The 23,912-nt window shown below is 68.6% G+C and carries 24 protein-coding genes; 14 read left to right on the top strand and 10 right to left on the bottom strand.

Going from position 1 to position 23,912, the window contains the following annotated elements; all coding sequences use genetic code 11:
• Window positions 1-67: 67 nt before the first annotated feature.
• Both ACM14_RS22935 and ACM14_RS22930 read right to left on the bottom strand, forming a co-directional pair.
• Window positions 68-457 (bottom strand): YXWGXW repeat-containing protein, encoded by a 390-nt coding sequence (locus ACM14_RS22935; protein ID WP_013800295.1) that lies wholly within the window; start codon window positions 455-457, stop codon window positions 68-70.
• Between the two features lie 182 nt (window positions 458-639).
• Window positions 640-1,380, bottom strand: coding sequence for a helix-turn-helix transcriptional regulator (locus ACM14_RS22930; RefSeq protein WP_012202467.1), 741 nt, complete (start codon window positions 1,378-1,380; stop codon window positions 640-642).
• Between the two features lie 114 nt (window positions 1,381-1,494).
• On the opposite strand from ACM14_RS22930, the gene ACM14_RS22925 reads away from it, so the two are divergent.
• Window positions 1,495-2,319, top strand: coding sequence for a hypothetical protein (locus tag ACM14_RS22925; protein WP_065347387.1), 825 nt, complete (start codon window positions 1,495-1,497; stop codon window positions 2,317-2,319).
• A gap of 11 nt (window positions 2,320-2,330) precedes the next feature.
• Complete coding sequence (locus ACM14_RS22920; protein WP_013800297.1) at window positions 2,331-4,295, top strand: MFS transporter; 1,965 nt, start codon at window positions 2,331-2,333, stop codon at window positions 4,293-4,295.
• On the opposite strand, the gene ACM14_RS22915 is transcribed toward ACM14_RS22920, so the two are convergent.
• Window positions 4,292-5,476 carry a trans-acting enoyl reductase family protein gene (locus tag ACM14_RS22915; protein WP_065347386.1) on the bottom strand — a complete coding sequence of 395 codons (1,185 nt, stop codon included), beginning with the start codon at window positions 5,474-5,476 and terminating at the stop codon, window positions 4,292-4,294. The genes ACM14_RS22920 and ACM14_RS22915 overlap by 4 nt on opposite strands.
• A gap of 310 nt (window positions 5,477-5,786) precedes the next feature.
• On the opposite strand from ACM14_RS22915, the gene ACM14_RS22910 reads away from it, so the two are divergent.
• From ACM14_RS22910 to ACM14_RS22880, 7 genes are all read left to right on the top strand, one after another.
• Entirely contained in the window at window positions 5,787-6,260 is a 474-nt protein-coding gene (locus ACM14_RS22910) for a YiaA/YiaB family inner membrane protein (RefSeq protein ID WP_065347385.1), read from the top strand.
• Window positions 6,261-6,297: 37 nt separating this feature from the next.
• Window positions 6,298-6,768, top strand: coding sequence for a hypothetical protein (locus ACM14_RS22905; RefSeq protein ID WP_013800299.1), 471 nt, complete (start codon window positions 6,298-6,300; stop codon window positions 6,766-6,768).
• 8 nt (window positions 6,769-6,776) lie between these two features.
• Complete coding sequence (locus ACM14_RS22900; protein WP_013800300.1) at window positions 6,777-7,595, top strand: DUF2145 domain-containing protein; 819 nt, start codon at window positions 6,777-6,779, stop codon at window positions 7,593-7,595.
• Between the two features lie 67 nt (window positions 7,596-7,662).
• Window positions 7,663-8,796: a zinc ribbon domain-containing protein gene (locus ACM14_RS22895; RefSeq protein WP_013800301.1), complete on the top strand. Its 1,134-nt coding sequence runs from the start codon at window positions 7,663-7,665 to the stop codon at window positions 8,794-8,796.
• A 157-nt stretch (window positions 8,797-8,953) separates the two neighbouring features.
• Entirely contained in the window at window positions 8,954-10,168 is a 1,215-nt protein-coding gene (locus ACM14_RS22890) for a GGDEF domain-containing protein (RefSeq protein WP_065347391.1), read from the top strand.
• A gap of 160 nt (window positions 10,169-10,328) precedes the next feature.
• Complete coding sequence (locus ACM14_RS22885) at window positions 10,329-11,456, top strand: diguanylate cyclase (protein ID WP_254662117.1); 1,128 nt, start codon at window positions 10,329-10,331, stop codon at window positions 11,454-11,456.
• Between the two features lie 120 nt (window positions 11,457-11,576).
• On the top strand, window positions 11,577-12,347 hold the full coding sequence (locus ACM14_RS22880) for a hypothetical protein (protein WP_065347382.1): 771 nt from the start codon (window positions 11,577-11,579) through the stop codon (window positions 12,345-12,347).
• Window positions 12,348-12,392: 45 nt separating this feature from the next.
• On the opposite strand, the gene ACM14_RS22875 is transcribed toward ACM14_RS22880, so the two are convergent.
• Window positions 12,393-13,391, bottom strand: a complete 999-nt coding sequence (locus ACM14_RS22875) for a tripartite tricarboxylate transporter substrate binding protein (protein ID WP_065347381.1) — start codon at window positions 13,389-13,391, stop codon at window positions 12,393-12,395.
• The gene (locus ACM14_RS22870; protein ID WP_013800306.1) at window positions 13,388-14,518 is read right to left on the bottom strand and encodes an aryl-sulfate sulfotransferase; all 1,131 of its coding nucleotides are present in this window, start codon (window positions 14,516-14,518) and stop codon (window positions 13,388-13,390) included. Before ACM14_RS22870 ends, ACM14_RS22875 begins: the two co-directional genes overlap by 4 nt.
• A 111-nt stretch (window positions 14,519-14,629) precedes the next feature.
• Here ACM14_RS22870 and ACM14_RS22865 point away from each other — a divergent pair, with 111 nt between their 5' ends.
• Complete coding sequence (locus ACM14_RS22865; protein WP_012202480.1) at window positions 14,630-15,580, top strand: LysR family transcriptional regulator; 951 nt, start codon at window positions 14,630-14,632, stop codon at window positions 15,578-15,580.
• Window positions 15,581-15,616: 36 nt separating this feature from the next.
• Here ACM14_RS22865 and tgt read toward each other — a convergent pair whose 3' ends face one another.
• A complete protein-coding gene (gene tgt / locus ACM14_RS22860) occupies window positions 15,617-16,789 on the bottom strand; it encodes a tRNA guanosine(34) transglycosylase Tgt (protein ID WP_012202481.1) in 1,173 nt (390 codons plus the stop codon).
• 135 nt (window positions 16,790-16,924) lie between these two features.
• On the opposite strand from tgt, the gene ACM14_RS22855 reads away from it, so the two are divergent.
• The gene (locus ACM14_RS22855) at window positions 16,925-17,395 is read left to right on the top strand and encodes a universal stress protein (protein WP_034397960.1); all 471 of its coding nucleotides are present in this window, start codon (window positions 16,925-16,927) and stop codon (window positions 17,393-17,395) included.
• A 23-nt stretch (window positions 17,396-17,418) separates the two neighbouring features.
• On the opposite strand, the gene ACM14_RS22850 is transcribed toward ACM14_RS22855, so the two are convergent.
• The 4 genes from ACM14_RS22850 to ACM14_RS22835 all read right to left on the bottom strand — a co-directional run bounded on the left by ACM14_RS22850 (window position 17,419) and on the right by ACM14_RS22835 (window position 21,923).
• Entirely contained in the window at window positions 17,419-17,871 is a 453-nt protein-coding gene (locus ACM14_RS22850) for a hypothetical protein (RefSeq protein ID WP_012202483.1), read from the bottom strand.
• A 167-nt stretch (window positions 17,872-18,038) separates the two neighbouring features.
• Entirely contained in the window at window positions 18,039-19,259 is a 1,221-nt protein-coding gene (locus tag ACM14_RS22845; RefSeq protein ID WP_012202484.1) for a phospholipase A, read from the bottom strand.
• Window positions 19,260-19,347: 88 nt separating this feature from the next.
• Window positions 19,348-19,836 (bottom strand): hypothetical protein, encoded by a 489-nt coding sequence (locus ACM14_RS22840; protein ID WP_013800308.1) that lies wholly within the window; start codon window positions 19,834-19,836, stop codon window positions 19,348-19,350.
• A gap of 17 nt (window positions 19,837-19,853) precedes the next feature.
• Window positions 19,854-21,923: an ATP-dependent helicase gene (locus ACM14_RS22835; protein ID WP_013800309.1), complete on the bottom strand. Its 2,070-nt coding sequence runs from the start codon at window positions 21,921-21,923 to the stop codon at window positions 19,854-19,856.
• Window positions 21,924-22,204: 281 nt separating this feature from the next.
• On the opposite strand from ACM14_RS22835, the gene ACM14_RS22830 reads away from it, so the two are divergent.
• Genes ACM14_RS22830 through ACM14_RS22820 form a run of 3 tightly spaced genes read left to right on the top strand, consistent with a single transcriptional unit; the run spans window position 22,205 to window position 23,909 of the window.
• The gene (locus ACM14_RS22830) at window positions 22,205-22,951 is read left to right on the top strand and encodes a hypothetical protein (protein ID WP_065347380.1); all 747 of its coding nucleotides are present in this window, start codon (window positions 22,205-22,207) and stop codon (window positions 22,949-22,951) included.
• Window positions 22,948-23,511, top strand: a complete 564-nt coding sequence (locus ACM14_RS22825) for an ATP/GTP-binding protein (RefSeq protein WP_043824315.1) — start codon at window positions 22,948-22,950, stop codon at window positions 23,509-23,511. The genes ACM14_RS22830 and ACM14_RS22825 overlap by 4 nt, the downstream gene beginning before the upstream one ends.
• A complete protein-coding gene (locus tag ACM14_RS22820) occupies window positions 23,508-23,909 on the top strand; it encodes a roadblock/LC7 domain-containing protein (protein ID WP_012202489.1) in 402 nt (133 codons plus the stop codon). The genes ACM14_RS22825 and ACM14_RS22820 overlap by 4 nt, the downstream gene beginning before the upstream one ends.
• Window positions 23,910-23,912: the final 3 nt, after the last annotated feature.

Raw genomic sequence — 23,912 nt, 5'->3', positions numbered from 1 at the left:
GCATGCCCGGGGCTGCCAGCAAAAAGCCCGCCGATGGGGCGGGCTTCATGCCGGGCGCAAGCACCCATCAATGGCGGTAGGGGTTGTTGGGGCGGCGGTCATGGCGGTCCGGCACGCCGTCGCGGTCACGGTCCCAGCGGCCGGGTGCGTAGCCCCAGCGGCCACCCTGCTGCGACCACACGGGCTGGCGGTACACATAGCCGGGACGCGCCTTGACCCAGTGGCCGGCCACCCAGGCATGGCGGTGGCCCTGCGGGCGCCAGTAGCCGGGTGCCCAGACGTAGCCGCGGCGCGGTGCAGGAACCGCCTCGTAGCGCATGGGAGGCGGCGCGCCGAACTGGACCGAGATGGCGGCGCCCGGCGCCGCATAGGTCACGTTGGCCTGGGCCTGCGCGGTGCCGGCCCATCCGGCCAGGGCCAGGGTGGCGGCGATCAGCGGTGTGCGAAGGGAAATCATGGCGGCTCCTTGTCCTTGGTTCATCGGGCTGGAGTCCTGGTGAAAGGAATCCATGACTGCATGGTGCAGGTCCATCGTCAATCCCGGGTTGCCGCGCCGCGAAGTCTTGCAATCTTGTGTATCGCCTTGGTGAAGCCTTGTTGCCAGGCGCTGCAGTGCGGGCTGCCGTCCTGCAGCCGCCGTCAGACAGTGCCTCTTCGAAGCGCCGTGAACGCCGTGAATTCCCAGCTGCGCATGGCCAGCACCAGGGTGTAGCCCTCGCGCTGGCCCGGCGGCAGGCGCTGGTCCTGCAGGTGCTGCTGGGAAAAGTCATGGGCCAGCCGCTGTATGCGTTCCACGAAGCTGGGCGCCAGATGCCGGCCGATGGAGCCGTGCACCATCAGCATGCCTTCGCCCGGCTGGTCGAAGCCGCCGCCGAAGTAGTCGAGCACGGCGTTCTCGCGGAAGTACTCCATCACCGGCCCGCGTGCGCGCCAGCGGAAGGTCTTGGCCAGGCGCAGCCGGTAGCGGTTGCCGGGGCGCAGTTCGATGATGCCGATGCGGTCCAGCTGGGCCAGGTAGCGGATGCCTTCGGCCTCGGTCATGCGGTAGGTGGCCACGATCTGCTCCAGCGTCCACTGGCTGAGCACGCAGATGGCCATCAGCAGCAGCTTGCGGTCGGCGACCACGGCGTTCTCCTGCTCGGGCGTCATCTCCTGCAGCAGCGGTTGGCTGTCGGCCACGCGGCGCGCCAGGTCGGCGAAGTCCAGGCTCAGCGCGCGGCAGATGGCATCGATGCGCGACAGCGGCATGTCGCCCTTGGCCAGCATGCGCTTGACGCTGGACTCGGCCATGCCCAGGGCACGCGCCAGGTCGGCATAAGTCATCTGGGCGGCCTTGAGTTCCTTCTTGAGGGCGATGACGAGGTCGGCGGTGGTGCTCATGGGTAGCGATTATCGATACCTGAGGTGCTGGTTTGCGCAGCGGGTGCAGAAAAACGATGCTGGAAGGGCCGATGGCTCGCCACACTCCGCCTCACTTTTCACGAGGAGCAACACATGCCATCCGTATCGATTTCACCGGCCGCCGCCCTGCGCGCGCTGTACTGGGGCGCTGCCCTGCTGCTGCTGGCCGCCTGGCTTGGCCCCGCCGTGCCGCAGCCGCAGGACTTTCACGCGTTTGCCGATCAGCGCGCCTGGGGGGCGCTGCCCCATGCGCTGGATGTGCTCAGCAACCTGGGCTTTGCCTGGGCCGCCGTGGCGGGCGCGCGCCTGCTGCTGGACCGGCGTAGCCAGGCGCTGGCGCCGGCCCTGCGCTGGCTGGCCGCGCTGTTCTTCACGGGGCTGGCGTGTTCGGCCATAGGTTCGTCCGTCTACCACTGGGCACCCCACGATGCCACCCTGGCCGGCGACCGGCTGGGCATGTCCATGGCCTTTGCCGGCATGCTGGGGCTGGCGCTGCAATCGCGCATTGCCGACCGCGTGGCCGTGCGCGCCGCAGTGGCCATGCTGGTCGCCGCCGTGGCCTCGGTGCTGGTCTGGCTGCATGGCGGCAACCTGCTGCCCTGGGCGCTGGTACAGGGCGGCGGCATGCTGGCGGTGCTGGGCCTGGCCTGCGTGGCGCCGCGCCATGGCGCGCTGGCGCTGCGCCTGGGCGTGGTGATTGCCTGGTATGGCGCGGCCAAGCTGCTGGAGTGGGGCGATGCGGCCGTGTTCGAGGCCACGGGCGGGCTGGTGTCCGGCCACAGCCTCAAGCATGTGGTGGCGGCGGCCGCCGCCCTGCCCGTGATCGCCGCGCTGCGTGCGGCCGGCACGGCGCGCATGGCCAGTACGGGCACAATGTGCGCCGATGCGTGCGGCCACGGCGGCGCCACCAACCGTTGAGGGAAGACAAGATGTTCCAGCAAGAGACCGGCAGCCCGTCTGCCCCCACCGCAACGGCCGGCGCCGTGCCATCGGCCGCGCACGAGCACCCCAACCAGTTCGCCCTGCTGGGCCAGCGGCGCTTTGCGCCGTTCTTCTGGACGCAATTCTCGGGGGCGGCCAACGACAACCTTTTCAAGTTCGCGCTCACCGTGATGGTGACCTACCAGCTCAGCGTCTCCTGGCTGCCTTCGGCCATGGCGGGGCTGGTGATCGGGGCGCTGTTCATCCTGCCGTTCCTGCTGTTCTCGGCCACCTCGGGCCAGCTGACGGACAAGTGGGACAAGACCCGCATGTTCCGCCTGGTCAAGAACCTGGAGATCGCCATCATGGCGCTGGCCGCCTGGGGCTTCATCCAGGCCAATGTGCCGCTGCTGCTGGGCTGCGTCTTCCTGATGGGCCTGCACTCCACGCTGTTCGGCCCCGTGAAATTCGCCTACCTGCCCCAGGTGCTCAGCGAGCGCGAGCTGACGGGCGGCAACGGCATGGTGGAGATGGGCACCTTCGTGGCCATCTTGCTGGGCAACGTGGCAGGCGGCCTGCTGGTGGCCGTGCCCGAGGTGGGGCATATGCAGGTGGCCGTGGCCTGCCTGGCGCTGGCGGTGATCGGGCGGATCTTTGCGCAGTTCATCCCCAATGCGCCGGCCACCGACCCGCACCTGGTCATCAACTGGAACCCCTTTACCGAAACCTGGCGCAACCTGCAGCTGGCCCGCGAGCAGCCCGCCGTGTTCCGCTCGCTGCTGGGCATCAGCTGGATGTGGTTCTTCGGCGCCGTGTTCCTCGCCCAGTTCCCCAGCTTTGCCAAGGAGGTGCTGCATGGCGACGAGCATGTGGCCTCGCTGCTGCTGGTGGTGTTCTCTGTGGGTATCGGCACGGGCTCGCTGCTGTGCGAGGTGTTCAGCCGCCGCCATGTGGAGATCGGCCTGGTGCCGCTGGGCGCCATCGGCATGAGCGTGTTCGCCGTGGACCTGTTCTTTGCCTCGCGCGCGCTGCCGGCCTCCGAGCTGATGGGCGTGGGTGCCTTCTTTGCCCAGCCCGCGCACTGGCGTGTGATGGCCGACCTGGGCATGCTGGCCCTGTCGGCCGGCATCTACAGCGTGCCCATGTACGCGCTGATCCAGATGCGCAGCCAGCCCACGCACCGCGCGCGCATCATCGCGGCCAACAACATCCTCAACGCGCTGTTCATGATCGCCTCCAGCGTGCTGGCCGGCGCGCTGCTGGCGGCGGGCTTCAGCATTCCCCAGGTGTTCCTGATCACGGGCATTGCCAATGCCGTGGTGGCGGCCTACATCTTCTTGCTGGTGCCCGAGTACCTGCTGCGCTTCGTGGCCTGGGTGGCCTCGCGCTTCGTGTACCGCTTCAAGGTGCAGGGCGACGAGCACATTCCGGCCTCCGGCGCGGCCATCCTGGCCTGCAACCATGTGAGCTTTGTCGATGCCGTGCTGCTCATGGCCGCCAGCCCCCGGCCCATCTACTTTCTGATGGACCACCGCATCTTCCGCGTGCCCGTGCTGGGCTGGCTGTTCCGCCTGGCCAAGGCCATCCCCGTCGCGCCCCAGAAGGAAGATCCCGCCACCTACGAGGCTGCGTTCGAGCGCGCCGCCCAGGTGCTGCGCGAGGGTGATCTGCTGGCCATCTTCCCCGAGGGCGGCATCACGCGCGACGGGCAGCTGCAGGAGTTCCGGGGCGGCATCATGAAGATCATCGAGCGTGCCCAGGCCGATGGCCTGCAGGTGCCCGTGGTCCCCATGGCGCTGACCAATCTCTGGGGCTCGTACTTCAGCCGCATCGAGCAGGGCGGCGCCATGGTGCGGCCCTTCCGCCGTGGCCTGTTCAACCGCGTGGGCCTGAACGTGGGCCAGCCCATGGCCCAGGCCGAGGTGCAGCCCGCGCTGCTGCGCGAGCGCGTGCAGCGGCTGCTGGCGGCTTAAGAGGGGTTCTGTTCCTCTACCGTGAAGCTCAGGCCGGCATTGGCCTTGAGCCTGGCGATGAGCGCGTTGCCCATGGCGGGCGCCGTGGTCCAGATGCCGCCGGGCGTGTCCGGGGCGTCCTGCAGCAGGCAGACGGCGGCCTCGGTGATCATCTTGGACGTGGAGCCGTAGCCCGGATCGCGGTCGCCCTTGACGCCCACGCGCAGGCTGTGGCCGGCCGTGTCGGTGCCGATGAACAGCACGTCGTAGAAGCCCGATTCACGCTCTTCGCGCGATGGCCCCTCGCCAGGCTGGGGGCCGTCGTCCGCGCCCAGCGACTTGTCGGCCGCCACGGCGTTGGCCAGGGCCTCGCCCTTTTCGCCCGCACCTGTGACCATCATCTCGTCGTAGACAAAGTCGGCGCCATAGGCATGGCCCAGCAGAAAGTTGGAGCGGTGCACGTTGCGCGTGTTGATGGCCGCCATCACGAAGGGCGCCACCCACAGGCCCAGCACCTCGTCCACCATGGGCTTGCTGCCGGACGGTTGGCGCGGGCCTTCGAAGCCCGGCGTGAGCGAGAACGGATTGCGCAGCAGCTCCAGCACGCCCGGCTGGGCGGCGGCCGCCGCCATGGTGGCCTTGAGGCTGGCTGCCGTGCCGCCCGAGAACGTGCCCTTCATCTTGCGCACCCGGCCCCGCACGCGCTGGGCGGGCTGGCCGAAGCGGGCCTGCATCTCTCGCTGCAGCATGAACACGCCCAGGTCGAAGGGAATGGAATCGAAGCCGCAGGAGAACACGATGCGCGCGCCGCTGGCCTTGGCTGCGGCCTCGTGGGCATCGATCATCTGGCGCATCCACGCTGGCTCGCCGCACAGGTCCACATAGTCCACGCCGGCGCTGGCGCAGGCGGCCACGAGTTCGTTTCCGTAGAGCTGGTAGGGGCCGACCGTGGTCAGCACCAGGCGGGTCTGCTCCATCAGCGCCTGCAGGCTTGCGGGATTGCCGGTGTCGGTCACCACCAGCGGGGTATCGGCGGGCGCGCCCAGCTCGTCGCGCACGGCCGCGAGCTTGGCGGCATTGCGCCCGCCCATGGCCCAGCGCAGGCCGCTGCCTGCGGGGTAGCGCCTGAGCAGGTACTCCACCACCAGCCGGCCCGTGAAGCCGGTGGCGCCGTGGACGACGAGGTCAAAGGGTTTGGTCATGGGAGATCTCCATCAATCAGCGTGGCGAACGTGCGATTGCCCGCTGCACTGCAGCCGGGGTGGGCGCATTGTCTGTGGCGCGCCGCTGGGTTCCTGTCGCCCAGGTGCCGTGCCCGATGTTCTGTGTGCTGGTGTCACGTGCAGGAACTTTTTGGGGCGTAAACAACAGTCAAAAACTTGAAAAGTACCGTTTGGAGATACTCAATGGCCTGTGTCTAGCCACTGTTACGGTTGAATGCAGACACGCAAGTTACGTCTGGGCACCATGCGTCCCGTGTTCAACCAATGCCCTTGAGGGGCACCTCGGCAAATGTCCTCTTCTCCCATCGTCGTTCAGCGTGATACCCGGGCCTGGCAACTGCAGGTGTGGGTGTCGTTCGGCATTGCGGTCTCGCTGTGCGCCATCGGCCTGGCATGGCTGCCCGGCGAGCAGCTGGAGCAGGCCTTCATGGTGATGGGCTATGTGTTCTGCCTCTCGGCCGCCTTCGTGCTGGCCAAGTTCGTGCGGGACAACGAGGGCGGCCGCAGCGGCGCAGGCGACACGCCCATGTGGAAGCTGGTGGTCTGGGCCGGCTTTGCCGTGTCCATGGCGCTGACCGGCTGGGGGCTGGTGAGCATGGACATCAACGTGACCTACAAGGCCTTCCTGGGCGTGAGCTGGCTCTATCTCATCACTACCGCCTTCACGCTGGCCAAGATGCTGCGTGACCGCCACGAGGCCGACCTGGCGCAGGCCCGCATGCATGGCCGCCGCGAGGCCGCGCAACCGGCCGACGCCGAGTGATGTCCACCCCTTCCCCGCATTTCCAGGAGTCCAAGCAATGATGGTCAACCAATCCGTTTTCGCGCGCCTGCCGCGTGCCCTGCTGGCCGCTGGTGCGCTGTGCGCAGCCCTGGCCATGGCGCCTGCCCATGCGCAAAGCGAGGCCTCCGTGGCGCTGTCCATGCTGCCCGTGGCCTCCGTGGTGGGCACGGCTTCGGTGGCTTCGACGGCCGCTGGCGCCGTGGTGGCCTTGCCGGCCGCGCTGTCGGTGGGCGGCGCGGTGCTGACCGTGAAGGCGGTGCAGGCCTCGGCCACGGGCACGGTCTATCTGCTCGAGCGTGCCTCCGACGGCGCCCAGGCCAGCGTGGAAGTGGTGGGGCGGGGCGCCTCCGCCTCGGCCTATGCCGTGGGCACGGTGCTGACCTGCAGCGTGATCGGCGCAGGCGTTGTCATCTCGGCGGCCGGCAAGGTGCTGGCCTTCATTCCCAACGAGATGGGCAAGGCCCTGCTGCACAACGAACGCCTGTGATGCCCGCCATGAAACCGCCTCTTTCCCCTTCCCCTGTGGCCCGTGCCGCCTGCCTGGTGCTGCTGCTGGCCGCTGCGCTGGGCACGGCCCATGCAGGGCGCAGCTGCGAGGACAAGCCCCTCACCCCCCAATCCCTGCAAAAGGGGCTGGACCTGGCCCAGCGCACATCCCAGGCGCTGGATGCCGAATATGCGAAGAACGGCACCCGTGTCGTGCTGCTGGCGCGCGTGGGCCAGGACCTGAGCAAGTACGACCTGCACTATTCCCACTACGGCTGGGCCTACAGGACCCCCGAAGGCCCCTGGCGCGTGGCGCACAAGCTCAACGAATGCGGCACGGCAGGCGGCCATGTCTACCGCCAGGGCCTGGGCGAGTTCTTTCTGGACGACCTGTGGCGCTACGAGGCCGGCGTTCAGGTGCCCACGCCCGCCGTGCAGCAGGCGCTGTGGACCTTTCTGACCCAGCCCCAGACCGTGCTGCGCCTGCAGCACGAGCCCTACAGCATGGTCAGCTATGCCTGGGGCCAGCGCTACCAGCAGTCCAACCAGTGGGCCACCGAAACCCTGGCCGCCGCCATGGAGCCGGCCACGGTGCAGCGGCGCGAGCAGGCCCAGGCCTGGCTGCAGTTCAAGGGCTACGAGCCCGGCGTGCTGGTCATCCGCGCCCTGTCGCGGCTGGGCGGGCGCGTGACGGCTGCCAACATCGCCTTCGACGATCATCCCAACGACAAGCGCTATGCCAGCCGCATAGAGACCGTGACCGTGGAGTCGGTGACGCAGTGGCTGCAGCGCAGCCAGCTGGCGGGTCCGGTGCGCGTGCTGCCCTGAGCCAGGCCGGCTTTTCCTCCGCCTGCGGTCTTCCCCGGCCGCAGGACACTGAAACAGGAGTTTCCCCATGAGCAAGGCCCTGCGTCTGCCCGAGAAATGGTTCCGCCGAGGCCTGTGGCTGGTGGCGGTGGTGTTCGCCTCGTTCCTCATCGGCCTGGGCGGCCTGGTGGTGGGGGACCTGCCCCAGGTCGAGTCGCCGCGCACGGTGGAGGACTTCATCGCACCCGCTGCGGCCGAGCCCGTCAAGGCCGAGATCAAGGCCGCCGATGCCGATCACGACAAGGCGGAGACGGCGCTGCAGAACGCGCGCCTCAAGTACCAGGCCACGCAGGCGCGCTACCGCTCGGCGCGCGAGACCTTCGACAACTGGGTGGCCACGCGCCGCGCCACGGCCCGGCCCGAGCAGGACAGCGAGCTGCTGTCGCGCACCCAGGCGCTGGATGCCATCAAGCAGGAAGAGAACACCGCACGCGCCTCCGTGGAGCGGCTGCAGGATGCCAGCCTGCAGGCACGCCAGCGCCTGGACGCGGCCAACCGCCAGTGGGACGGGCTGCGCGACGGTGCCATGGAGGCCTGGCGCAAGGAGATGCGCGCCATCGAGCTGCGCGTCTTCCTCTACCGCCTGGCGCTGACCCTGCCCCTGCTGCTGGTGGCCGGCTGGCTGTTCGCCAAACAACGCAAGAGCACCTGGTGGCCCTTTGTCTGGGGCTTCATCTTCTTTGCGCTGTTCGCCTTCTTCGTCGAACTCGTGCCCTACCTGCCCGACTACGGCGGTTACGTGCGCTATGTGGTCGGCATCGTGGTGACGGTGCTGCTGGGGCGTGCGGCCATTCTGGGCCTGAACCGCTACCTGGAGCGGCAAAAGCAGCAGGAGTCACTGCCCGAGACGCAGCGGCGCCAGGAACTGGGCTACGACGTGGCCCTGGCCCGCCTGGCCAAGGGCGTATGCCCGGGCTGCGAGCGCCCCGTGGACCTGAAGGACGGCGCCATCGATTTCTGCCCCCACTGCGGCATAGGCCTGTTCGACCGTTGCGGCAGCTGCAATACCCGCAAGAGCGCCTTTGTGCACTATTGCCACAGCTGCGGCACCCAGGCCGATGGCAACCGCAGGAAGCCGGGAGCCGTGCTGCCTTCCACGTCCGCTGCGCCTGCCGTGGCTCCCCTGCCTCCCGTGCAGGAGGCCGGGCCGGCACCGGGTTGAGTCTGGCTGAGCCCGCCTGACCCCCGCCTGAAGTGGCCCTGGCGACGGCCGTGGCGGTGTCGGCCGGAGCCGGCAAGACCCTTGAAGCTGCGCGGGGTTGTGGTACACCATGGCTTGCGCGCTCGGCCGGGGCGCAGATGTCTTCAGCGAGGATGCCATGTCACGCCAGCTGCCGTATCCCCCACAACACACGCCAGCGCAGCCCGCCCACCCACCGGCCGGCGCGTCCGCCCATCTTCTTCCCCTGGCGGCCTGGGCCGTGGGGGCTGCCCTGCTGGCCGGCCATGTGCTGGCCGGCCCTTCTTCATGGAAAGCCTGGGCGGCCTACGCCGCGCTGTCGGCCCTGGCCGGCATGGCCTGGGTCTGGCGCTGCCATGCTGCCGGCCTGCCGCTGACCCGGACGCTGCGCGGCCACGGCTGGATACAGGCCACGATGGCCTTGCTGCTGGCGGCCTGGCAGCCCTCGCTGGCCTGGGCCTCTGCCCTGCTGTGGCTGGCCGCCATCGCCTGGCTGCCCTGGGATGGCGAGCGCGAGCAGGCGCTGCACCTGCCCGCAGGCCAGATCGTGCTGCTGTGCGCCATGCTGGCCATGCTCTGCGCCGTGGTGGTGGCCAGGCCCATGCCGCAGATGGCACCGGGCTCGGTCGCCGTGCGCATTCTGTGGCTGGCCAGCGTGCTGCTGCCGCTGGCCGTGCATGCGCTGGCCCTGTGGCAGGCACTGAGCCGCATGCAGCGCCAGTACACCGAGGAACTGGCGCAGCTGTCCAGCTACTGCGGCCAACTGGCCGACGATGTGCAGCAGCTGCAGACCCGCGTGGGCTCGCTGCAATTGCCCACGGGGCGCGACACGCTGACCGGCGTGGCCAATTACTCGCGATTGATGGATGCCGTCGATGGCCTGCGCGAACGCCATGCGCGCAAGCCTGAACCGTTTTGTGTGGTGCTGCTGGAGCTGGACCCCTGGGTGGAGCGTGCGGGCGTGCACCCGCCGCACAAGGGACCATCGCTGCAGGACCGGGTGCTGCTCATGCTCAGCGGCCTGCTGGTCACCCACCTGCGCACGGTGGACGGCATAGGCCGCTACCGCGATGACACCTTCATGCTGGTGATGCCGGATACCGCCTCCGTCCAGGCCGTCTGGGCGCTGCAGCGCGTGCGCGAGGGCGTGCGCCAGCAGCACTGGAGCGAAAAGCCCATCCCCGACCCCGACAAGGACCCGCTGACCCTGACCCTGGCCGTGGCGGAGTTCCAGGCGGGCGAAACCTCGGAGCGGCTGGTGCAGCGTGCCGAAGCGGCCCTCGCGCATGGCCGCGCCTGCGGGCGCAACCAGATCGTGGTGGCCGAGGACGTGCGGCCGCCACGTACCTCCTAGGCGAGAAGGATGCAATCCCCGGGATTTCCCGGATGCGGTCACAATGGGCGCCCATGAGGGCCGCCGGCCCGCCGCGCTTCTTCGCATGCCCGTGCTTTCCTCCATTTCTCGGAATTTCCCGGACCGTCTCCTGTGGGGGCCGAAGCCGGCGTCGCCGTTGGTGGACGAGGCGCTGCACCTGGAGCGCTGGAAGCGCCGCACCTGGCAACTGCACATCTCCGTGCTGGTCAGCCATATCTATGCGCTGCTGCTGTTTCTGGGCCATGCCTGGGCCGGCTATGCGCCCTGGGCCGTGGTGCTGGGCTATGGCCTGTGGGTGGTGGCGGGCATGGGCTTCATCACCTGGGCCTATGCCAGCGACTGGTGCCACAGGCTGCGCGATCCCGGCATGTTCCTCACGCACCAGCTGGTGTCCATCATCGGCGTGCTGGGCATGGTCATGGCCGCCCCTGCGCTGGCGTTCCAGTCCATGGTGATGCTGATCGCCTTCAGCGCCGACGGTTTCCTGGCGCGCAGCCGCACCAGCTTCTGGCTGACCTGGATAGGCACGCTCATCGCCGTGGCGGCCATCATTCTCTGGCGGGGGCCGCTGATGCGCATGACCACGGACACGGCTGCAGGCCAGTTGCTGGCCTTCGGCGTGGTGCTCGGTGCCGTGGTGCGCTGCAGCGTGCAGGCCACCTTCTTTCGCAGCATGCAGTACCGGCTGGGCATCGCCAATGACAAGCTGGCCACGGCGCTGGCGCAGATCGAGGCCCTGCTGCGCCATGACGACCTGACCGGCGTCAGCAACCGCCGGGGCGTGATCGAGCGGCTGCACGAGGTGCGCACCGCCGCCCACGACCGTGGCACGGTGCTGTGCGTGGCGCTGCTGGACATAGACCACTTCAAGCGCATCAACGACAGCTTTGGCCATGAGGGCGGCGACCGCGTGCTGCGCGCCTTCGGAACGCTGCTGAAGTCGCAGCTGCGCAGTGCCGATGGCGTGGGCCGCTATGGCGGTGAGGAGTTCCTGCTGGTGCTGCCCGACACCGACCTCGCCCAGGCCAGCGAATTGCTGGAGCGCCTGCGCCTGCGCATTGCCGAAGCCCCGTGGACGCAGACCCTGGGCGAGGGCGCCCGCGTCACCTGCACGCTGGGCGCCGCGCAGTACCGCGCGGGCGAGTCGGTGGAGGCGACCATTGCGCGTGCCGATGCGGCGCTTTACCGTGGCAAGGCCCAGGGCCGCAACTGCACCGTGCTGGAGCCGCAGCAGGCCCGGCCGGCCCCCAGCGCAACGCCTGCCTGACTGCCTGTGGCGTGTGGCTTGTGAGTGCAGCTCACGACGAGTGCCAGAAAACATCGTTATTCATTCGCACGGATCGTCCATAGCATCGGCACCCTGTCCAGGACGGGCTGGGATGTGCATATGAATCAATGGATCGCTGAAACCGCCGGCAACATCGCCGGGAACATGGCCGTAGACATTGCGGGTTGGGAAGGGCGTTTGTCGTCCAGGCCCCGCCAGCTGCAGGCCGGGCCGCTCAGTGCTGAACTGGCCGATGGCTGCCTGCGCAGCGTCCGCTACGGCAGCCTGGAGGTCCTGCGCTCCGTGGCCTTTGCGGTGCGTGATGAACAGGGAGACCGCTGCGTGCATGGCAGCGGCGAACTGAGCTTGCGCGAGAAAGGCGACCGCTTCGAGGTCCTCTACGAAACCGCGGTGGACTGTGGTGCCCTGCGCCTGGCATGGCGCGTGCGCATCGCGGGGTCGGCGCGCGGGCTGGGCTTCACGGCCTGGGCGCGCGCCCTGGATGGCATGGAGGGAGGCCTGCAGCGCGGCCTGCGCGGTGGATGCGCAGGGCTGGAGATCGTCTATCCGCGCAATGCGCTGGCGGGCCGGTCCGTGCATGTGGAGCATGCCGATGGCAGTGCCCAACGCACCGTGCTGCCCGAGCCCGATGCGCTGCTGCGCGTGTCGCAGCTGTCCGCCATCACCCATGAGCCTGCGCCCGGCCTGCAGGTGGGCTGCCGGCTGGAGGGCGCGGAGTTCGAGATGGTGGGCCAGTGCTGTGGCGGCAAGTCCTTCTTCAGGCTGCAGCCACGCGCGCAGTCCCCTGCGCATTCCTACCTGTTGACCCGGGGCCGGGCCCTGGTGCAGATGGCCAGCTTCTCGTTTGCCGCGCCCGGCGCCATGCAGTAGGGCCTGGCCGGCCGCACCTGCCGCACCGAGGCTACCGCGGCTGCATCAGCCCGCTCCGTGGATGCGGGCGGCGTGCACCGTGGCCTCCAGCAGCTTTCTCTCCCTCTCCAGGTGGGCAATGAACTGGGCTTGCTCCATGGCCATGGGCTTGAAGCCGGCGTCGGCGAGCTTGCGCACCAGATCCGGCTCGGCCAGCACGGCTGCGGTCTCGCGGGCCAGGCGCTCGGCAATGCGGGCGTCGGTGCGGGCCGGCAGCAGCAGGCCCTGCCAGGCCTCGACATCAAAGGACTGCCAGACCGGCGTTTCCTGCAGGCTGGGTATCTGCGGCAAGGTGGCGGCGCGCAGGCGCGAGGTCACGCCCAGGCCACGCAGCTTGCCTTCGCGTACAAAGGACTGGACCAGGGCCACGGGCAGCACGGCCAGGTCGATCTGCCCGCCCGCCAGCTCGGTCAGCGCCTGCGGGCCGGATTTGTAGGGCACATGCGTCCATGACAGGCCGGCCTGTTGCTGGAGCATTTCTGCGGTCAGGTGCAGGCTGGTGCCCACGCCATCGGTGCCCACGGTCAGCCGGCCCGGCTGCTGGCGCGACAACTGCACCAGTTCGGCCGCCGTGGTGGCCGGCAGGTCGGGACGGCCTGCCAGCACGAAGGCCGAAGAGGCCACGGGCGCCACGGGCAGCAGTTCCCTGAGGCCGTCATACCGGAAGCGCTCTGGCGACACCAGCGGCGCAATGAGCACGCAGCTGGCCACGCCGAACAGCGCGGTATGACCGTCCGGCCTGGCCTTGATCACCCGCTGGGTGGCGATGGTGCCCGAGGCGCCCACGGTGTTTTCTATGACCACGGGCTGGCGCAGCCGCTCCGCCAGGCGCGGCATGACCAGGCGCGCGGCCACGTCCACGCTGCCGCCCGGCGAAAAGGGCACGACCACGGTCAGCGGCTGGCTGGGCCAGGCGTCGACCCCCGCCGTGGACGCACGGGCTGCCGATGACAGCCAGGGCGCGCCCAGCATCCAGGCCGCCAGTTGCCTGCGGTTGAGGCTCATGACAGCCTCCCGGCGGCACCCAGCCAGGGCAGCTGGTCCGCGTGGTAGCGCCAGGTCTGGAACACGCTGTTGAGCCGTCCGGGGCCGGTGCGGCGCGCTGCGGCATCGGGGTACTCGGCGAACCAGGGCAGGATGTATTCCCAGACCACCTCCCCCGCAGGCGTGACCTCGAAGAGCCGGCCCGTGGCCGATTCGGTGATGTGGGTGTTGCCGTTCCACAGGCGCTGGGCATTGCCCATGAAGGCGGTGTAGAAGGCGTTGACCATCTCGTCCTGGTAGCTCCAGACCACGCGGTGGTCGGCAGGATCGATCTCCACCACGCGCGAGAAGGCCACATGGGCGCCTTCGCGGAAGTTGCCGTTGTCGAAGGCCAGGATGTGGCCGTTGTCCAGCGCCACGGGCGCATGCTGGTGCGAGACCACCGAGGGTGGAATGTGCAGCGTCACCGCGCCGCTGGCCTTGTCCACGGCAATGATGCCGGAGGTGGTGCGCAGGCTCATGAGCACGCTGCCGTCGGCCCTCACGCCCAGGCCGTTGACCAGCGGCCAGTGGTAGCGGCCGAAGCCCGGGTGGATGGGGAAGTCCTCGGGCGCCAGATGCTCCCAGGCCTTCCATTCCCAGACCAGGCGGCCGCTGCGGTCCACTTCGCGGATCACGTCGCCGTACATCACCTCGCCGGGCCCGTGCGCGGTGCCGCCGGGCACGCGCTCGGCAAAGCCCGCAGGCACGGGCGCGCAGGCGGCATAGAGCAGATGGCCGTTGGGCAGCCACTGCGCGTCATGGTGGTGGTCCGGGTCCTCGTGGCGCCAGACGATCTCGCCCTGCGGCGTGACCTCGTAGAAATCGCCGCCATGCCACATGGACCACGGCGCATAGCGGTCTGGCGAGCGGGGGTGGTTGCCGTTGTAGCCGAGGTTGCCGTTGGGCAGGATCACGGCGTGCCGGCCCGCGCGCACGGGCAGCTTCCATTCATGGGCCACGCGGCCTTCGATGTCCACCAGGTAGACATGGCCGTCGGCCGTCTGCGGCGCGATCAGGGTGTAGCCGCCGGCCGAGAGGGCGGGGTCGTGGGCGATGAGTCCGACGCCGCGGCGGCGCTGGGTGACTTGGTCTACGGTGCTTGCCATGGGCTGCTTTCAAAGGAGGCCGGGAATGAGCGCCACTCTAGGCAGTCGCAAGCGTCAGGAATAGCTGTTTGTTTTGGATGAGGTGTCAGATAAAAATTTACACTCCGCGCCATGCCCGCAATCTCCCAGGCCTTTCGCTGTTTTGACGAGGTGGCGCGCCGTGGCTCGGTGCGCAAGGCCGCCGTCACGCTGCACCTGACGGCGGCCGCCGTGAACCAGCAAATCCTCAATCTGGAGGCCCAGGTCGGCGTGCCGCTGTTCGACCGCCTGCCGCGCGGCATGCAGCTGACAACGGCCGGGGAGCTGATGCTGGCGGCCGTGCGGCGCAGCCAGCGTGACTTCGACAACGCGCTGGCCCAGGTGGAGGACCTGCGCGCCCTGCGCCGGGGCCATGTGCGCGTGGGCGTGTCCCATGCCACGGCCGAGTACCTGCTGCCCCTGGTGATCGCCAGCCTGCACGGGCGCTATCCGGGCATCACCTTCAGCGTGCGTTCGGGCACGGGCGAGGAGCTGCTGCGCGGCGTGGCGCAGGGAGAGATCGATGTGGCCTATTGCCTGCGCCGCCCGCCGCCGCCGGGCGTGCAGGAGGTGCGCGCCTGGCCCCAGCCGCTGGGCGCGGTGATGGCCCCCGGCCATCCGCTGGCCACCGAGCCGCGCCTGCTGCGCCTGCGCGATTGCGTGGACTATCCGCTGATCCTGATGGCGCCGGGCATGGAGCTGCGCAGCATGCTGGAGCAGATGGACAGCGCGGCCCTGCACCAGCAGCGGCCGCTGGTGGAGACCAGCTCCGTGCCCATGGTGCGGCGCCTGGTGGCCGGCAGCACGGCCCTGGGATTCCTGGTGCCCGACAACGTGGCCGAGGATGTGGCGGCCGGCCGCCTGCTCTGGCGGCCCCTGCATGACGCAGGTGCGCAGTTGCCCGGCTGCCTGTACCAGCGCATCGGCTACACCAAGGCAGCCGCCATGCGGCTGTTTCTGGACGAACTGGAGCGCGTGGCCGACGAGATGCGCGCCGGCTTCGAGACCGGCGTGTCCTGGTCGCTCAAGGACCTGGCGACCTGAGTGATCTGAGCGACTCGAGTAATCGGCTGAGGGGCGTCAGACGCCCCGGGCGCGCTCGGCCTTGAAGCGTGCGCGCATTTCAGTGAAGTTGCCCGCCTCCAGCGCATTGCGCACTTCCTGCATCAGGTTCAGGTAGTAGTGCAGGTTGTGGATGGTGGTGAGCATGGGGCCCAGCATCTCGCCGCAGCGGTCCAGGTGGTGCAGGTAGGCGCGCGAGAAGCCGTCGCGCCCGCCTTGCTCCCAGCTCACGCCGCTGGTGCCTGCGCAGGCATGGCAGGTGCAGCTGGGGTCCAGCGGCTGGTGGTCGGTCTTGTGGCGTGCGTTGCGGATCTTCAGGTCGCCATAGCGCGTGAAGATGGTGCCGTTGCGCGCATTGCGCGTGGGCATGACGCAGTCGAACATGTCCACGCCGTCGGCCACGCCCTGCACCAGGTCCTCGGGCGTGCCCACGCCCATCAGGTAGCGCGGCTTGTGGGCCGGCAGGCGGTGGGGCGTGTGGGCCATGATGGCCAGCATCTCGTCCTTGGGCTCGCCCACCGAGACGCCGCCCACGGCATAGCCGGGGAAGTCCATCTCGACCAGGGCCTGCAGCGATTCCTCGCGCAGGTTCTCGTACATGCCGCCCTGCACGATGCCGAACAGCGCATTGGGGTTGCCCAGGCGCTGGAACTCGTCGCTGGAGCGCTTGGCCCAGCGGCGGCTCATCTCCATGCTCTTGCGTGCCTCGGCCTCGGTGGTCTTGTGGCCGTTGGTCTCGTAGGGCGTGCATTCGTCCAGCTGCATGACGATGTCCGAGTTCAGCACGGTCTGGATCTGCATGCTGACTTCGGGCGACATGAACAGCTTGTCGCCGTTGACCGGGCTGGCGAAGTGCACGCCTTCCTCGGTGATCTTGCGCATGGCCCCCAGGCTCCAGACCTGGAATCCGCCCGAGTCGGTGAGGATGGGCTTGTCCCACTTCTCGAAGCCGTGCAGGCCGCCGAAGCTCTGCATGATGTCCAGCCCCGGGCGCATCCACAGGTGGAAGGTGTTGCCCAGGATGATCTGCGCGCCCATCTCCTGCAGGCTGCGCGGCATCACGCCCTTGACGGTGCCATAGGTGCCCACGGGCATGAAGATGGGTGTCTGCACCACGCCGTGGTTGAGCGTGAGCTGGCCGCGGCGCGCGTGGCTGGAGGGATCGGTCTTGAGCAGGTCGAATTGCAGCATAGCCCTCCATTGTCCCAGATGGCCGCATGTGCGTGTCGGACGCTCCGTGACTGTCCCCGGAGCCCGTCTGGCTTAGCCGGCCCGCGTCTACACTGGGGTGGTTGCGATTCGCCAGCTACAAAAAAGGAGGTCCGCATGCTGAAGATCATGATTGCCGTCGATGGGTCCGAGCCCTCGCTGGATGCCGTGCACCACGCCATCTCCCTGGTGCGCCAGGGCCTGCAGGCGCATTTCGTGCTGGCCCATGTGCAGCAGGAAGCCTCGCTGTTCGAGCTGGCCACGCAGGACTCGGACATGATTGCCGCCGCCAGCGTGGACGCCGGCATGCACCTGGTGGCGCCGGCCGTGGCCCTGGTGCGGGCGGCCGGCATTTCCTACGAGGTGGAGATCGGCCTGGGCGAGCCCGCCGCCGCGCTGGCCGACATTGCCGAGAGCACGGGCTGCGAGCAGATCATCATCGGTGCACTGGGCCAGGGCGGCCTGCGGCGCGTGCTGATCGGCTCGGTCTCGCGCGAGGTGGCACGCAACAGCCGGCTGCCCGTGACCATCGTCAAGCATGCCGAGCCGCACGATGAAGAAGGGGAAGAGGACCTGGGTCCCGAGTGAGGGGGTGCCGCGCGCGCGGGCTTTCAGGCGGCCCGCCGTTGCTGGCCCTGATGGGACTGGTGCCGGCCTGCATGGGCGCCGTAAGCTCCGTAGGCACCATGAGCGTGCGCATGCGCGTGGGGTTGCAGCTTGCCGTGCGGCAGGCTGGCCAGGCGCTGGAACATGCGGCGGCAGTAGCCGCGTATGCCCAGGCATTTGTTGATCTCATCCACCGGCAGGGGCCCGGAGACCACGACGATGCTGTCGGCCTGGTCCCAGTCGCCGGCCGCGCGCAGCCGCCTGCGCGTGCACAGCGCCCAGGCATGGATGCGCGTGGGCGAGCCATGCTCATGGACCTGGCCCGTGACCAGGTCGAAGGCAATGGCCACCAGCTCGGTCCTGAGCCGGCAGCGGCGCTCGCCCGTGATGGCACTGGGCGTCTCGCGCATGTCGTACAGGCAGTAACTGCCGGCCTTGAGCTGGTATTGCAAATCCATGGCGGACCTCCGCGGTTCGTTCTGGGGCGGGTTCCGGGCCTGCCTGAAAAGGCCCGGGGCATCGGCGCATTCTGACGCATGGCCCCGGCCGCTGGCAATGCAGCCAGCGGGACGGGGCTTCCCCGCGAAGGGCAAGCGGCAAAGCGTGCCCCGCGAGGGCCGGTCTTCTAGAAGTCCAGAAGACTGAAACCCACGCTGAGCACGGTGCGCTTGTAGTTGTAATCGATCAGGCTGTCACCGTATCCGCTGAAAAGCTGGACATGCAGGCGCAAATTGCTCTTGCCACCGTTCCATCCTTCGCCTAGGGTGCGCAGCCATTCGACGCGGCCGGAGCCACGGCCCTGGCCCAGCGAGCCGCGCGCAGTGAAGCCCAGATAGTTCTGTGCATTGACGTTCCAGCCCAGTTTCACCTCGCCCCGGCCTATGTAGTCCTGGATGCGCGGGTTGTCGTCGTGCTCGGCGCTTTCGCGGATGCGCTGCCAGGCCTTGGCGTGCAGCTGCCAGCGGTTGTCCAGCTCGAAGCCGGTCATCAGATACCAGCGGTTCCAGCTGCGCGACAGCGGATCGCTCTGGCCGTTGGACTGGTGCACCAGGCCCACGCCGCTGTAGCGCCAGCGCCAGCCGAAGGGCAGCCGGGCATCGGTGGGGTAGACGTAGAAGATCTCGGGCTCGTGGTCCGTGTTGCGGAAGGGCCGCGAGATGGCGGGGCTGAACAGTTGCCAGTACGACTGCTGGGTGTAGCCGACCCACAGCGAGTCCTTGCCCGCCGAGGTGCTGCTGGTCAGCAGGCCCTGGGCGACCTTGGTGCGCACGGACAGCTGCACGCGCATTTCCTCGGTCTTGTAGGGCTGCGACTGCGCAGGGTCCTTGCCGGGCGTGGTGGGCTGCCGGTTGACATGGTCGGCCGTCACCACGGACACGGACATGGGCCGGTAGCCGCGGAAGCTGAAGGTGCCGCAGTCGCTGCCCGGTTCCAGCTCGAAGTAGCGCGACAGCTCGCTGTAGCGCGGGTCGCGGCAGCCGCCGTTGGTGGGCGTGGTGGGCAGCGCCAGGCCCTGGCCGCTGTCGGCCGTCACCACGGGGGCGGGCGTGGGCAGGGCGCCAGGATCGGCTGCGGCGCTGGCGGCCGGAGCACTCCAGCCGGTGGCCGGCGGCGCGGTCAGCGGCTGCTGCTGCTGAGCCCACGTGTCGAAGCAGGCCAGGCGAGACTGGTTGTCCGTGGTGGCGGCGCACTGGCGCCAGGCGTCCTCGGACAGGGGGCGGGGCGCGGTCTGTGCCTGGGCGCCGAGCCAGGGCGTGGCGCCCAGTCCCATGGCCAGGGCCCACTGCAGGGGTGTCGGCGTGCGGCTTGGGCGCTTGCGGCGATCCAGGTGTGTAGGAGTCGTCATGGCTTGGGTCCGGTGATGGAAGGAGCGAAGAGTAAGGGGTAATGAGTGAAGAGGGAGCAGGGGGCTCGTGTGCAGGCTCGGGGGCCGGTCACGGCGCGAGCTTGCGCAGCACGAAGGGCCGGGGCGCCGCATCGTCGCCTTCGATGAAGTTGCCGCGGATCTCGCGGGCGCAGCTGCCTTCGACGACATCGCCCAGCCAGGTGGCGGTGATGCGCTTGCCGTCGGCGCTTTCTTCCAGCGTGATGTGGTCATCGGCCACGTCGCCGACCATGGGGCGGGTGTCTGCGCCGCGCGCGATCGTGCCCTTGACGTTGCCCTTCCACTGGGGGTGCGGCCCCAGCTGCAGGCGCACGGGCTGGGACTGGCCTTCGACGGTTCCCGTCCATTCGCCCTGCAGCTGGCTGTCCTTCATCTCCTCGTCGCCGGGGCATGGGGCGTGTGGCAGGGCGGTGGCAGCGCGGGCGGCCTTGGGCGCGGCCTGGAGGGTGGGCCGGGTGGTGGTCTGCAGGTCCGTGCTGGAGCAGGCGGTGGTCACGGCCACCAGCGCCAGGCTGAGAACGGGGCGGTAAAAACGCATGCGGTGTCTTTCTGGAATCAGGAGTCGGCGGGCGTGGACTGCTGTGCCTTGAGGGCGAACTCTGCGCGCAGCTGGCGCAGCTTCTCGCGCGGGTCCTCGCGCGAGGTGGCGGCGTCCAGGCCCATTTCCTTGATGAAGCGGCTGGGCAGGGTGGAGACCATCTCGCGCCCCTTCTTGCGGCGCTTGGTCCAGCTCACGGCCAGCGAGCGCCGGGCGCGCGTGATGCCCACGTACATGAGGCGGCGCTCTTCCTGCAGGCGCTGGGCGGTTTCGTCGCTGACCTTCTGCTGGCGGCCGTTGTCGTCGTCGAGCTTGAAGGGCAGCATGCCCTCGGTCACGCCCACCAGCATCACATGCGGCCATTCCAGGCCCTTGGAGGCATGCAGGGTGGACAGGATGACCATGTCCTGCTCCTTCTCGCGCTCGCTGATGGTGGACAGCAGGGCGATGTTGCGCGCCACTTCCAGCAGGCTCTTGACCTCGGTGTGCGTGGTCGTGCCCGCCGCATCCTCGATCTGGCCGCCGGCGCGCTGGGACATCCAGTCGCAGAACTCCAGCACGTTGCTCCAGCGCGCGGCGGCGACCGATTCGCTGTCCTCGCTGTCGTAGAGGTACTGCTCGTAGCCGATCTCCTTGAGCCAGTCGAGCATGAAGCCGCGCGACTGCTCGGCGCCCAGCGTGTGGCGGGCGCGGTACTCGAGGTCGTTGATGTAGCGGCCGAACTCCAGCAGGCTGTCATGCGCCTTCTTGGGCAGGGCCGCTTCCAGCATGTGCGCGAACAGGGCGCCGAACATGCTGAGCTTGTGCTGCGAGGAAAACTCGCCCAGCTTGCCCAGCGTGGTGTGGCCTATGCCGCGCCTGGGCGTGCCGATGGCGCGCAGGAAGGCGGGGTCGTCGTCGTTGTTGATCCACAGCCGGAACCAGGCGCACAGGTCCTTGATCTCGGCGCGGTCGAAGAAGCTGGTGCCGCCCGAGACCTTGTAGGGAATGCTGGCCTTGCGCAAGGCCTTCTCGAAGGGCTTGGCCTGGTGGTTGGCGCGGTAGAGGATGGCGAAATCCTTCCAGTCCGGCGGCGGGTTGCTGGCCGCGCGCAGGCTCTGGATACGGGCGACGGCGCGCTCGGCCTCGTGCTCCTCGGTGTCGCAGTCCACGATGCGCACGGGCTCGCCCTCGCCCAACTCCGAGAACAGCGTCTTCGGATAGAGCTTGGGGTTGGGCTGGATGACGTTGTTGGCCGCGCGCAGGATGGCCGAGGTGGAGCGGTAGTTCTGCTCCAGCTTGATCACCTTGAGCTGCGGGAACTCCACCGGCAGCTTCTTGAGGTTGTCCAGCGTGGCGCCGCGCCAGCCGTAGATGCTCTGGTCGTCGTCGCCCACGGCGGTGAAGTGGGCGCGGCTGCCCACCAGCATCTTGAGCAGCTCGTACTGCGTGGCGTTGGTGTCCTGGTATTCGTCCACCAGCACATGGCCCAGCAGGCGCTGCCATTTCTCGCGCACCTCGATGTGGTTCTTGAGCAGGCGCATGGGCATGCCGATCAGGTCGTCGAAATCCACGCTCTGGTAGGCGGTCAGGCGCTCTTCGTAGCGCTGCATGATCAGCGCCGTGCTGCGCTCGTTGTCGTCCTGGGCCATGGCCAGGGCCTTGCGGCTGTCCCAGCCGGCGTTCTTCCAGTTGCTGATGGTCCACTGCCACTGGCGCGCCGTGGCCAGGTCGGTGGTGCCGCCCGAGCAGTCCTTGAGGATGCCCGTCACGTCGTCGGCGTCCAGGATGCTGAACTGGGGCTTGAGGCCCAGCACATGGCCGTCCTCGCGCACCATGCGCACGCCCAGGGCGTGGAAGGTGCACACCAGCACGTCCTTGGCCTGGCGGCCGATGAGGCCGGCCGCGCGCTCGCGCATTTCGGCTGCGGCCTTGTTGGTGAAGGTGATGGCCGCGATGCGGCGCGGCGCCATGCCCATCTCGATCAGGCGCCCGATCTTGTGCGTGATCACGCGTGTCTTGCCCGAGCCCGCGCCGGCCAGAACCAGGCAGGGGCCTTCGGTGTAGTGGACGGCCTGGAGCTGGGCCAGATTGAGTCCTGCGGACATGGGTGCGTTGCGCGGGGAAAGGCGTGAAAGTGAGGGAAGCGGGAGCATACCGCTTCGGGGATCGAGGCCATCAGGCCATGTGTAAGCACCCTTGGAATTCGGCGACAAATCTCGCGGCCACTCTGGTCCGTACTGTGGCGGCGTTGGTCTAAATAGAAAAGTTCACATTAAATCAAGTGAGTAATGTGTAAAAACTATCCAAAATATCAGTCTTCGCCGATGTTCTGTCACGGGCGAATCTGGTTTGTCCATTTCAGTTCCTATCCGGTGAGGTGTCAAAGATGGCTCGCACTACAGACGAGATCGGCCTGGCTGCCGAGCTGTGGTCTCCTCTGCTCAAGCAGCGTTTTGAGGCATTGTTCGCCGTGGCGTCCCGCAAGTCGCTGCGCGGCTGGCGGCAGGTGCCCCTAGTCAGCGCCCAGGTGCTGGTCGTGGATGGCAACATGCCCGCGCCCGAGGCTGCAGGGTGGATGCCCTGCGTGGTCTACGTGGGTGGAGTGCCCCAGGGACAGCACCTGGAGCGCACGCAGCAGCGACTGGCCACCTATCTGGACATGAATTTCACGCTGTCCGACCTGATCGACATGCTGGACCGGGCGGCCGTCTTCCTCATGGACTGGACGGTGCGCCAGCAGGTGGCGACGTCGCATACGCTGGCGCGGGCGCTGGACGATCTGCAGCAGCAGGGCGTGGACTGCCGCTACCGCTTCCAGCTCAAGGCCTGGGTGGCGCTGCCCGCGCCGTGGAACAACTCCGAATGCCTGCGTGCCCTGGCCATGCTGTGCCGTGGCCCCATGGAGGTGGCCCTGTTGTGCGAGCACAGCGGCATGCAGGCCCGCGCCGTGGCCGAACTGCTGCGCCATCCCCGGCTGCGCAGCCTGCTGGAGTGCAGCCTGCGGCCCGCGCGCGAATACGATCTCCCGCCGCTGCGCCGCAGCCGCGCACAGGCGCCTGACGCGGTGGCCGGCCTGCCGCGCCAGTGGGTGCAGAAGCTGGCCGGCTGGATCCGGCGCGGAGGAGTGGCATGAGCCTGTGGATGAACGCGCAGCCTGCTGCCGGGTTGGTACGGGTGAGCCTGGTGGGCCCCATGGGCATAGGCAAGACCACGGCGCTGCGCAGCCTGTGCGGCGCGTTGATGGCGGCGGCGGATGTGCCCAATCTGGACCGGGCCTCCCATTCCAAGGAGTTCACCACGGTGGGTGCCGAGTTCGGCGAGATCGACCTGGGCGGTGGAGAGCGGCTGCAGCTGGTGGGCAGCCCGGGGCAGGAACGCTTCGACTTCGTGCGCCGCTGGGTGCTCAATGCCTCGGTGGGCGTGCTGCTGATGGTGGATGTCTGCGACGCCAGCGCACCGGACTACGCGGCGCAGTGCCTGGCCGAGATCGCCTCTCTGGAATCCGGGCCCCTGGTGGTGGTGGTCAGTTGCCGTGATGCCAGCGAGCAACAGCAGGAAGCATTCAGCAGCGCCTTGGCGGACAGAGGTCACGGTATAGTGCCTGTCATCCAGGCGGACCCCCGTGACCGGCAGCAGTTGCTGGATGCGCTGGGGGTGCTCGTTTCCTTGCTTTCCTTGCAAAGTCAGGTATGAAGACACCAACGCTTCCCCGGATTCCTCCCTCTCTGATCGAAGCTGGCAGCGATGTGCTCCACCGCGTGGTGGCGCCCCTGGAGGGCGTGCACATCGCCTTGCTGTGCACGCCTGACGGCTTCGAGATCACCTCCCTGCGGGTCAGGAGCGAACTGCCGACGGAGCGCCTGTCGGCCATGGCGGGCTCGCTCATGGCCATGGCCAGGGCCGTGGCCACCGAGATAGGCCACAAGTCCTGCCGGCGGCTGACCTTCGAGACCGAGCTGGGCACCGTCCTCTTCCAGGCCGTGGCCGGCAACCAGCCGGCCATCCTGTGCATGGTGGTCGATCAAAGCGCCCTGCTGGGCCGCGCGCTGTGGGCGGCGGGCGAAGTGGCCTCCGAACTGTCCCGTTCCTGATCC

This window comes from Delftia sp. JD2, from assembly GCF_001682645.1.
Lineage (GTDB): Bacteria > Pseudomonadota > Gammaproteobacteria > Burkholderiales > Burkholderiaceae_C > Comamonas > Comamonas acidovorans.
Note: the sequence above shows the minus strand (reverse complement) of the source record. Positions and strands in the feature narration are given on the sequence as shown.

Bases quoted from the DNA above. Each gene is read 5' to 3' on its own strand.
- ACM14_RS22925 (WP_065347387.1), top strand. From the start codon at position 1,495: ATGCCATCCGTATCGATTTCACCGGCCGCCGCCCTGCGCGCGCTGTAC.
- ACM14_RS22930 (WP_012202467.1), bottom strand. From the start codon at position 1,380: ATGAGCACCACCGCCGACCTCGTCATCGCCCTCAAGAAGGAACTCAAG.
- ACM14_RS22920 (WP_013800297.1), top strand. From the start codon at position 2,331: ATGTTCCAGCAAGAGACCGGCAGCCCGTCTGCCCCCACCGCAACGGCC.
- ACM14_RS22845 (WP_012202484.1), bottom strand. From the start codon at position 19,259: ATGACGACTCCTACACACCTGGATCGCCGCAAGCGCCCAAGCCGCACG.
- ACM14_RS22855 (WP_034397960.1), top strand. From the start codon at position 16,925: ATGCTGAAGATCATGATTGCCGTCGATGGGTCCGAGCCCTCGCTGGAT.
- ACM14_RS22865 (WP_012202480.1), top strand. From the start codon at position 14,630: ATGCCCGCAATCTCCCAGGCCTTTCGCTGTTTTGACGAGGTGGCGCGC.
- ACM14_RS22875 (WP_065347381.1), bottom strand. From the start codon at position 13,391: ATGAGCCTCAACCGCAGGCAACTGGCGGCCTGGATGCTGGGCGCGCCC.
- ACM14_RS22830 (WP_065347380.1), top strand. From the start codon at position 22,205: ATGGCTCGCACTACAGACGAGATCGGCCTGGCTGCCGAGCTGTGGTCT.
- ACM14_RS22880 (WP_065347382.1), top strand. From the start codon at position 11,577: ATGAATCAATGGATCGCTGAAACCGCCGGCAACATCGCCGGGAACATG.
- ACM14_RS22895 (WP_013800301.1), top strand. From the start codon at position 7,663: ATGAGCAAGGCCCTGCGTCTGCCCGAGAAATGGTTCCGCCGAGGCCTG.
- ACM14_RS22915 (WP_065347386.1), bottom strand. From the start codon at position 5,476: ATGACCAAACCCTTTGACCTCGTCGTCCACGGCGCCACCGGCTTCACG.
- ACM14_RS22820 (WP_012202489.1), top strand. From the start codon at position 23,508: ATGAAGACACCAACGCTTCCCCGGATTCCTCCCTCTCTGATCGAAGCT.
- ACM14_RS22840 (WP_013800308.1), bottom strand. From the start codon at position 19,836: ATGCGTTTTTACCGCCCCGTTCTCAGCCTGGCGCTGGTGGCCGTGACC.
- ACM14_RS22835 (WP_013800309.1), bottom strand. From the start codon at position 21,923: ATGTCCGCAGGACTCAATCTGGCCCAGCTCCAGGCCGTCCACTACACC.
- ACM14_RS22825 (WP_043824315.1), top strand. From the start codon at position 22,948: ATGAGCCTGTGGATGAACGCGCAGCCTGCTGCCGGGTTGGTACGGGTG.
- ACM14_RS22905 (WP_013800299.1), top strand. From the start codon at position 6,298: ATGATGGTCAACCAATCCGTTTTCGCGCGCCTGCCGCGTGCCCTGCTG.
- ACM14_RS22910 (WP_065347385.1), top strand. From the start codon at position 5,787: ATGTCCTCTTCTCCCATCGTCGTTCAGCGTGATACCCGGGCCTGGCAA.
- ACM14_RS22850 (WP_012202483.1), bottom strand. From the start codon at position 17,871: ATGGATTTGCAATACCAGCTCAAGGCCGGCAGTTACTGCCTGTACGAC.
- ACM14_RS22870 (WP_013800306.1), bottom strand. From the start codon at position 14,518: ATGGCAAGCACCGTAGACCAAGTCACCCAGCGCCGCCGCGGCGTCGGA.
- tgt (WP_012202481.1), bottom strand. From the start codon at position 16,789: ATGCTGCAATTCGACCTGCTCAAGACCGATCCCTCCAGCCACGCGCGC.
- ACM14_RS22890 (WP_065347391.1), top strand. From the start codon at position 8,954: ATGTCACGCCAGCTGCCGTATCCCCCACAACACACGCCAGCGCAGCCC.
- ACM14_RS22900 (WP_013800300.1), top strand. From the start codon at position 6,777: ATGAAACCGCCTCTTTCCCCTTCCCCTGTGGCCCGTGCCGCCTGCCTG.
- ACM14_RS22935 (WP_013800295.1), bottom strand. From the start codon at position 457: ATGATTTCCCTTCGCACACCGCTGATCGCCGCCACCCTGGCCCTGGCC.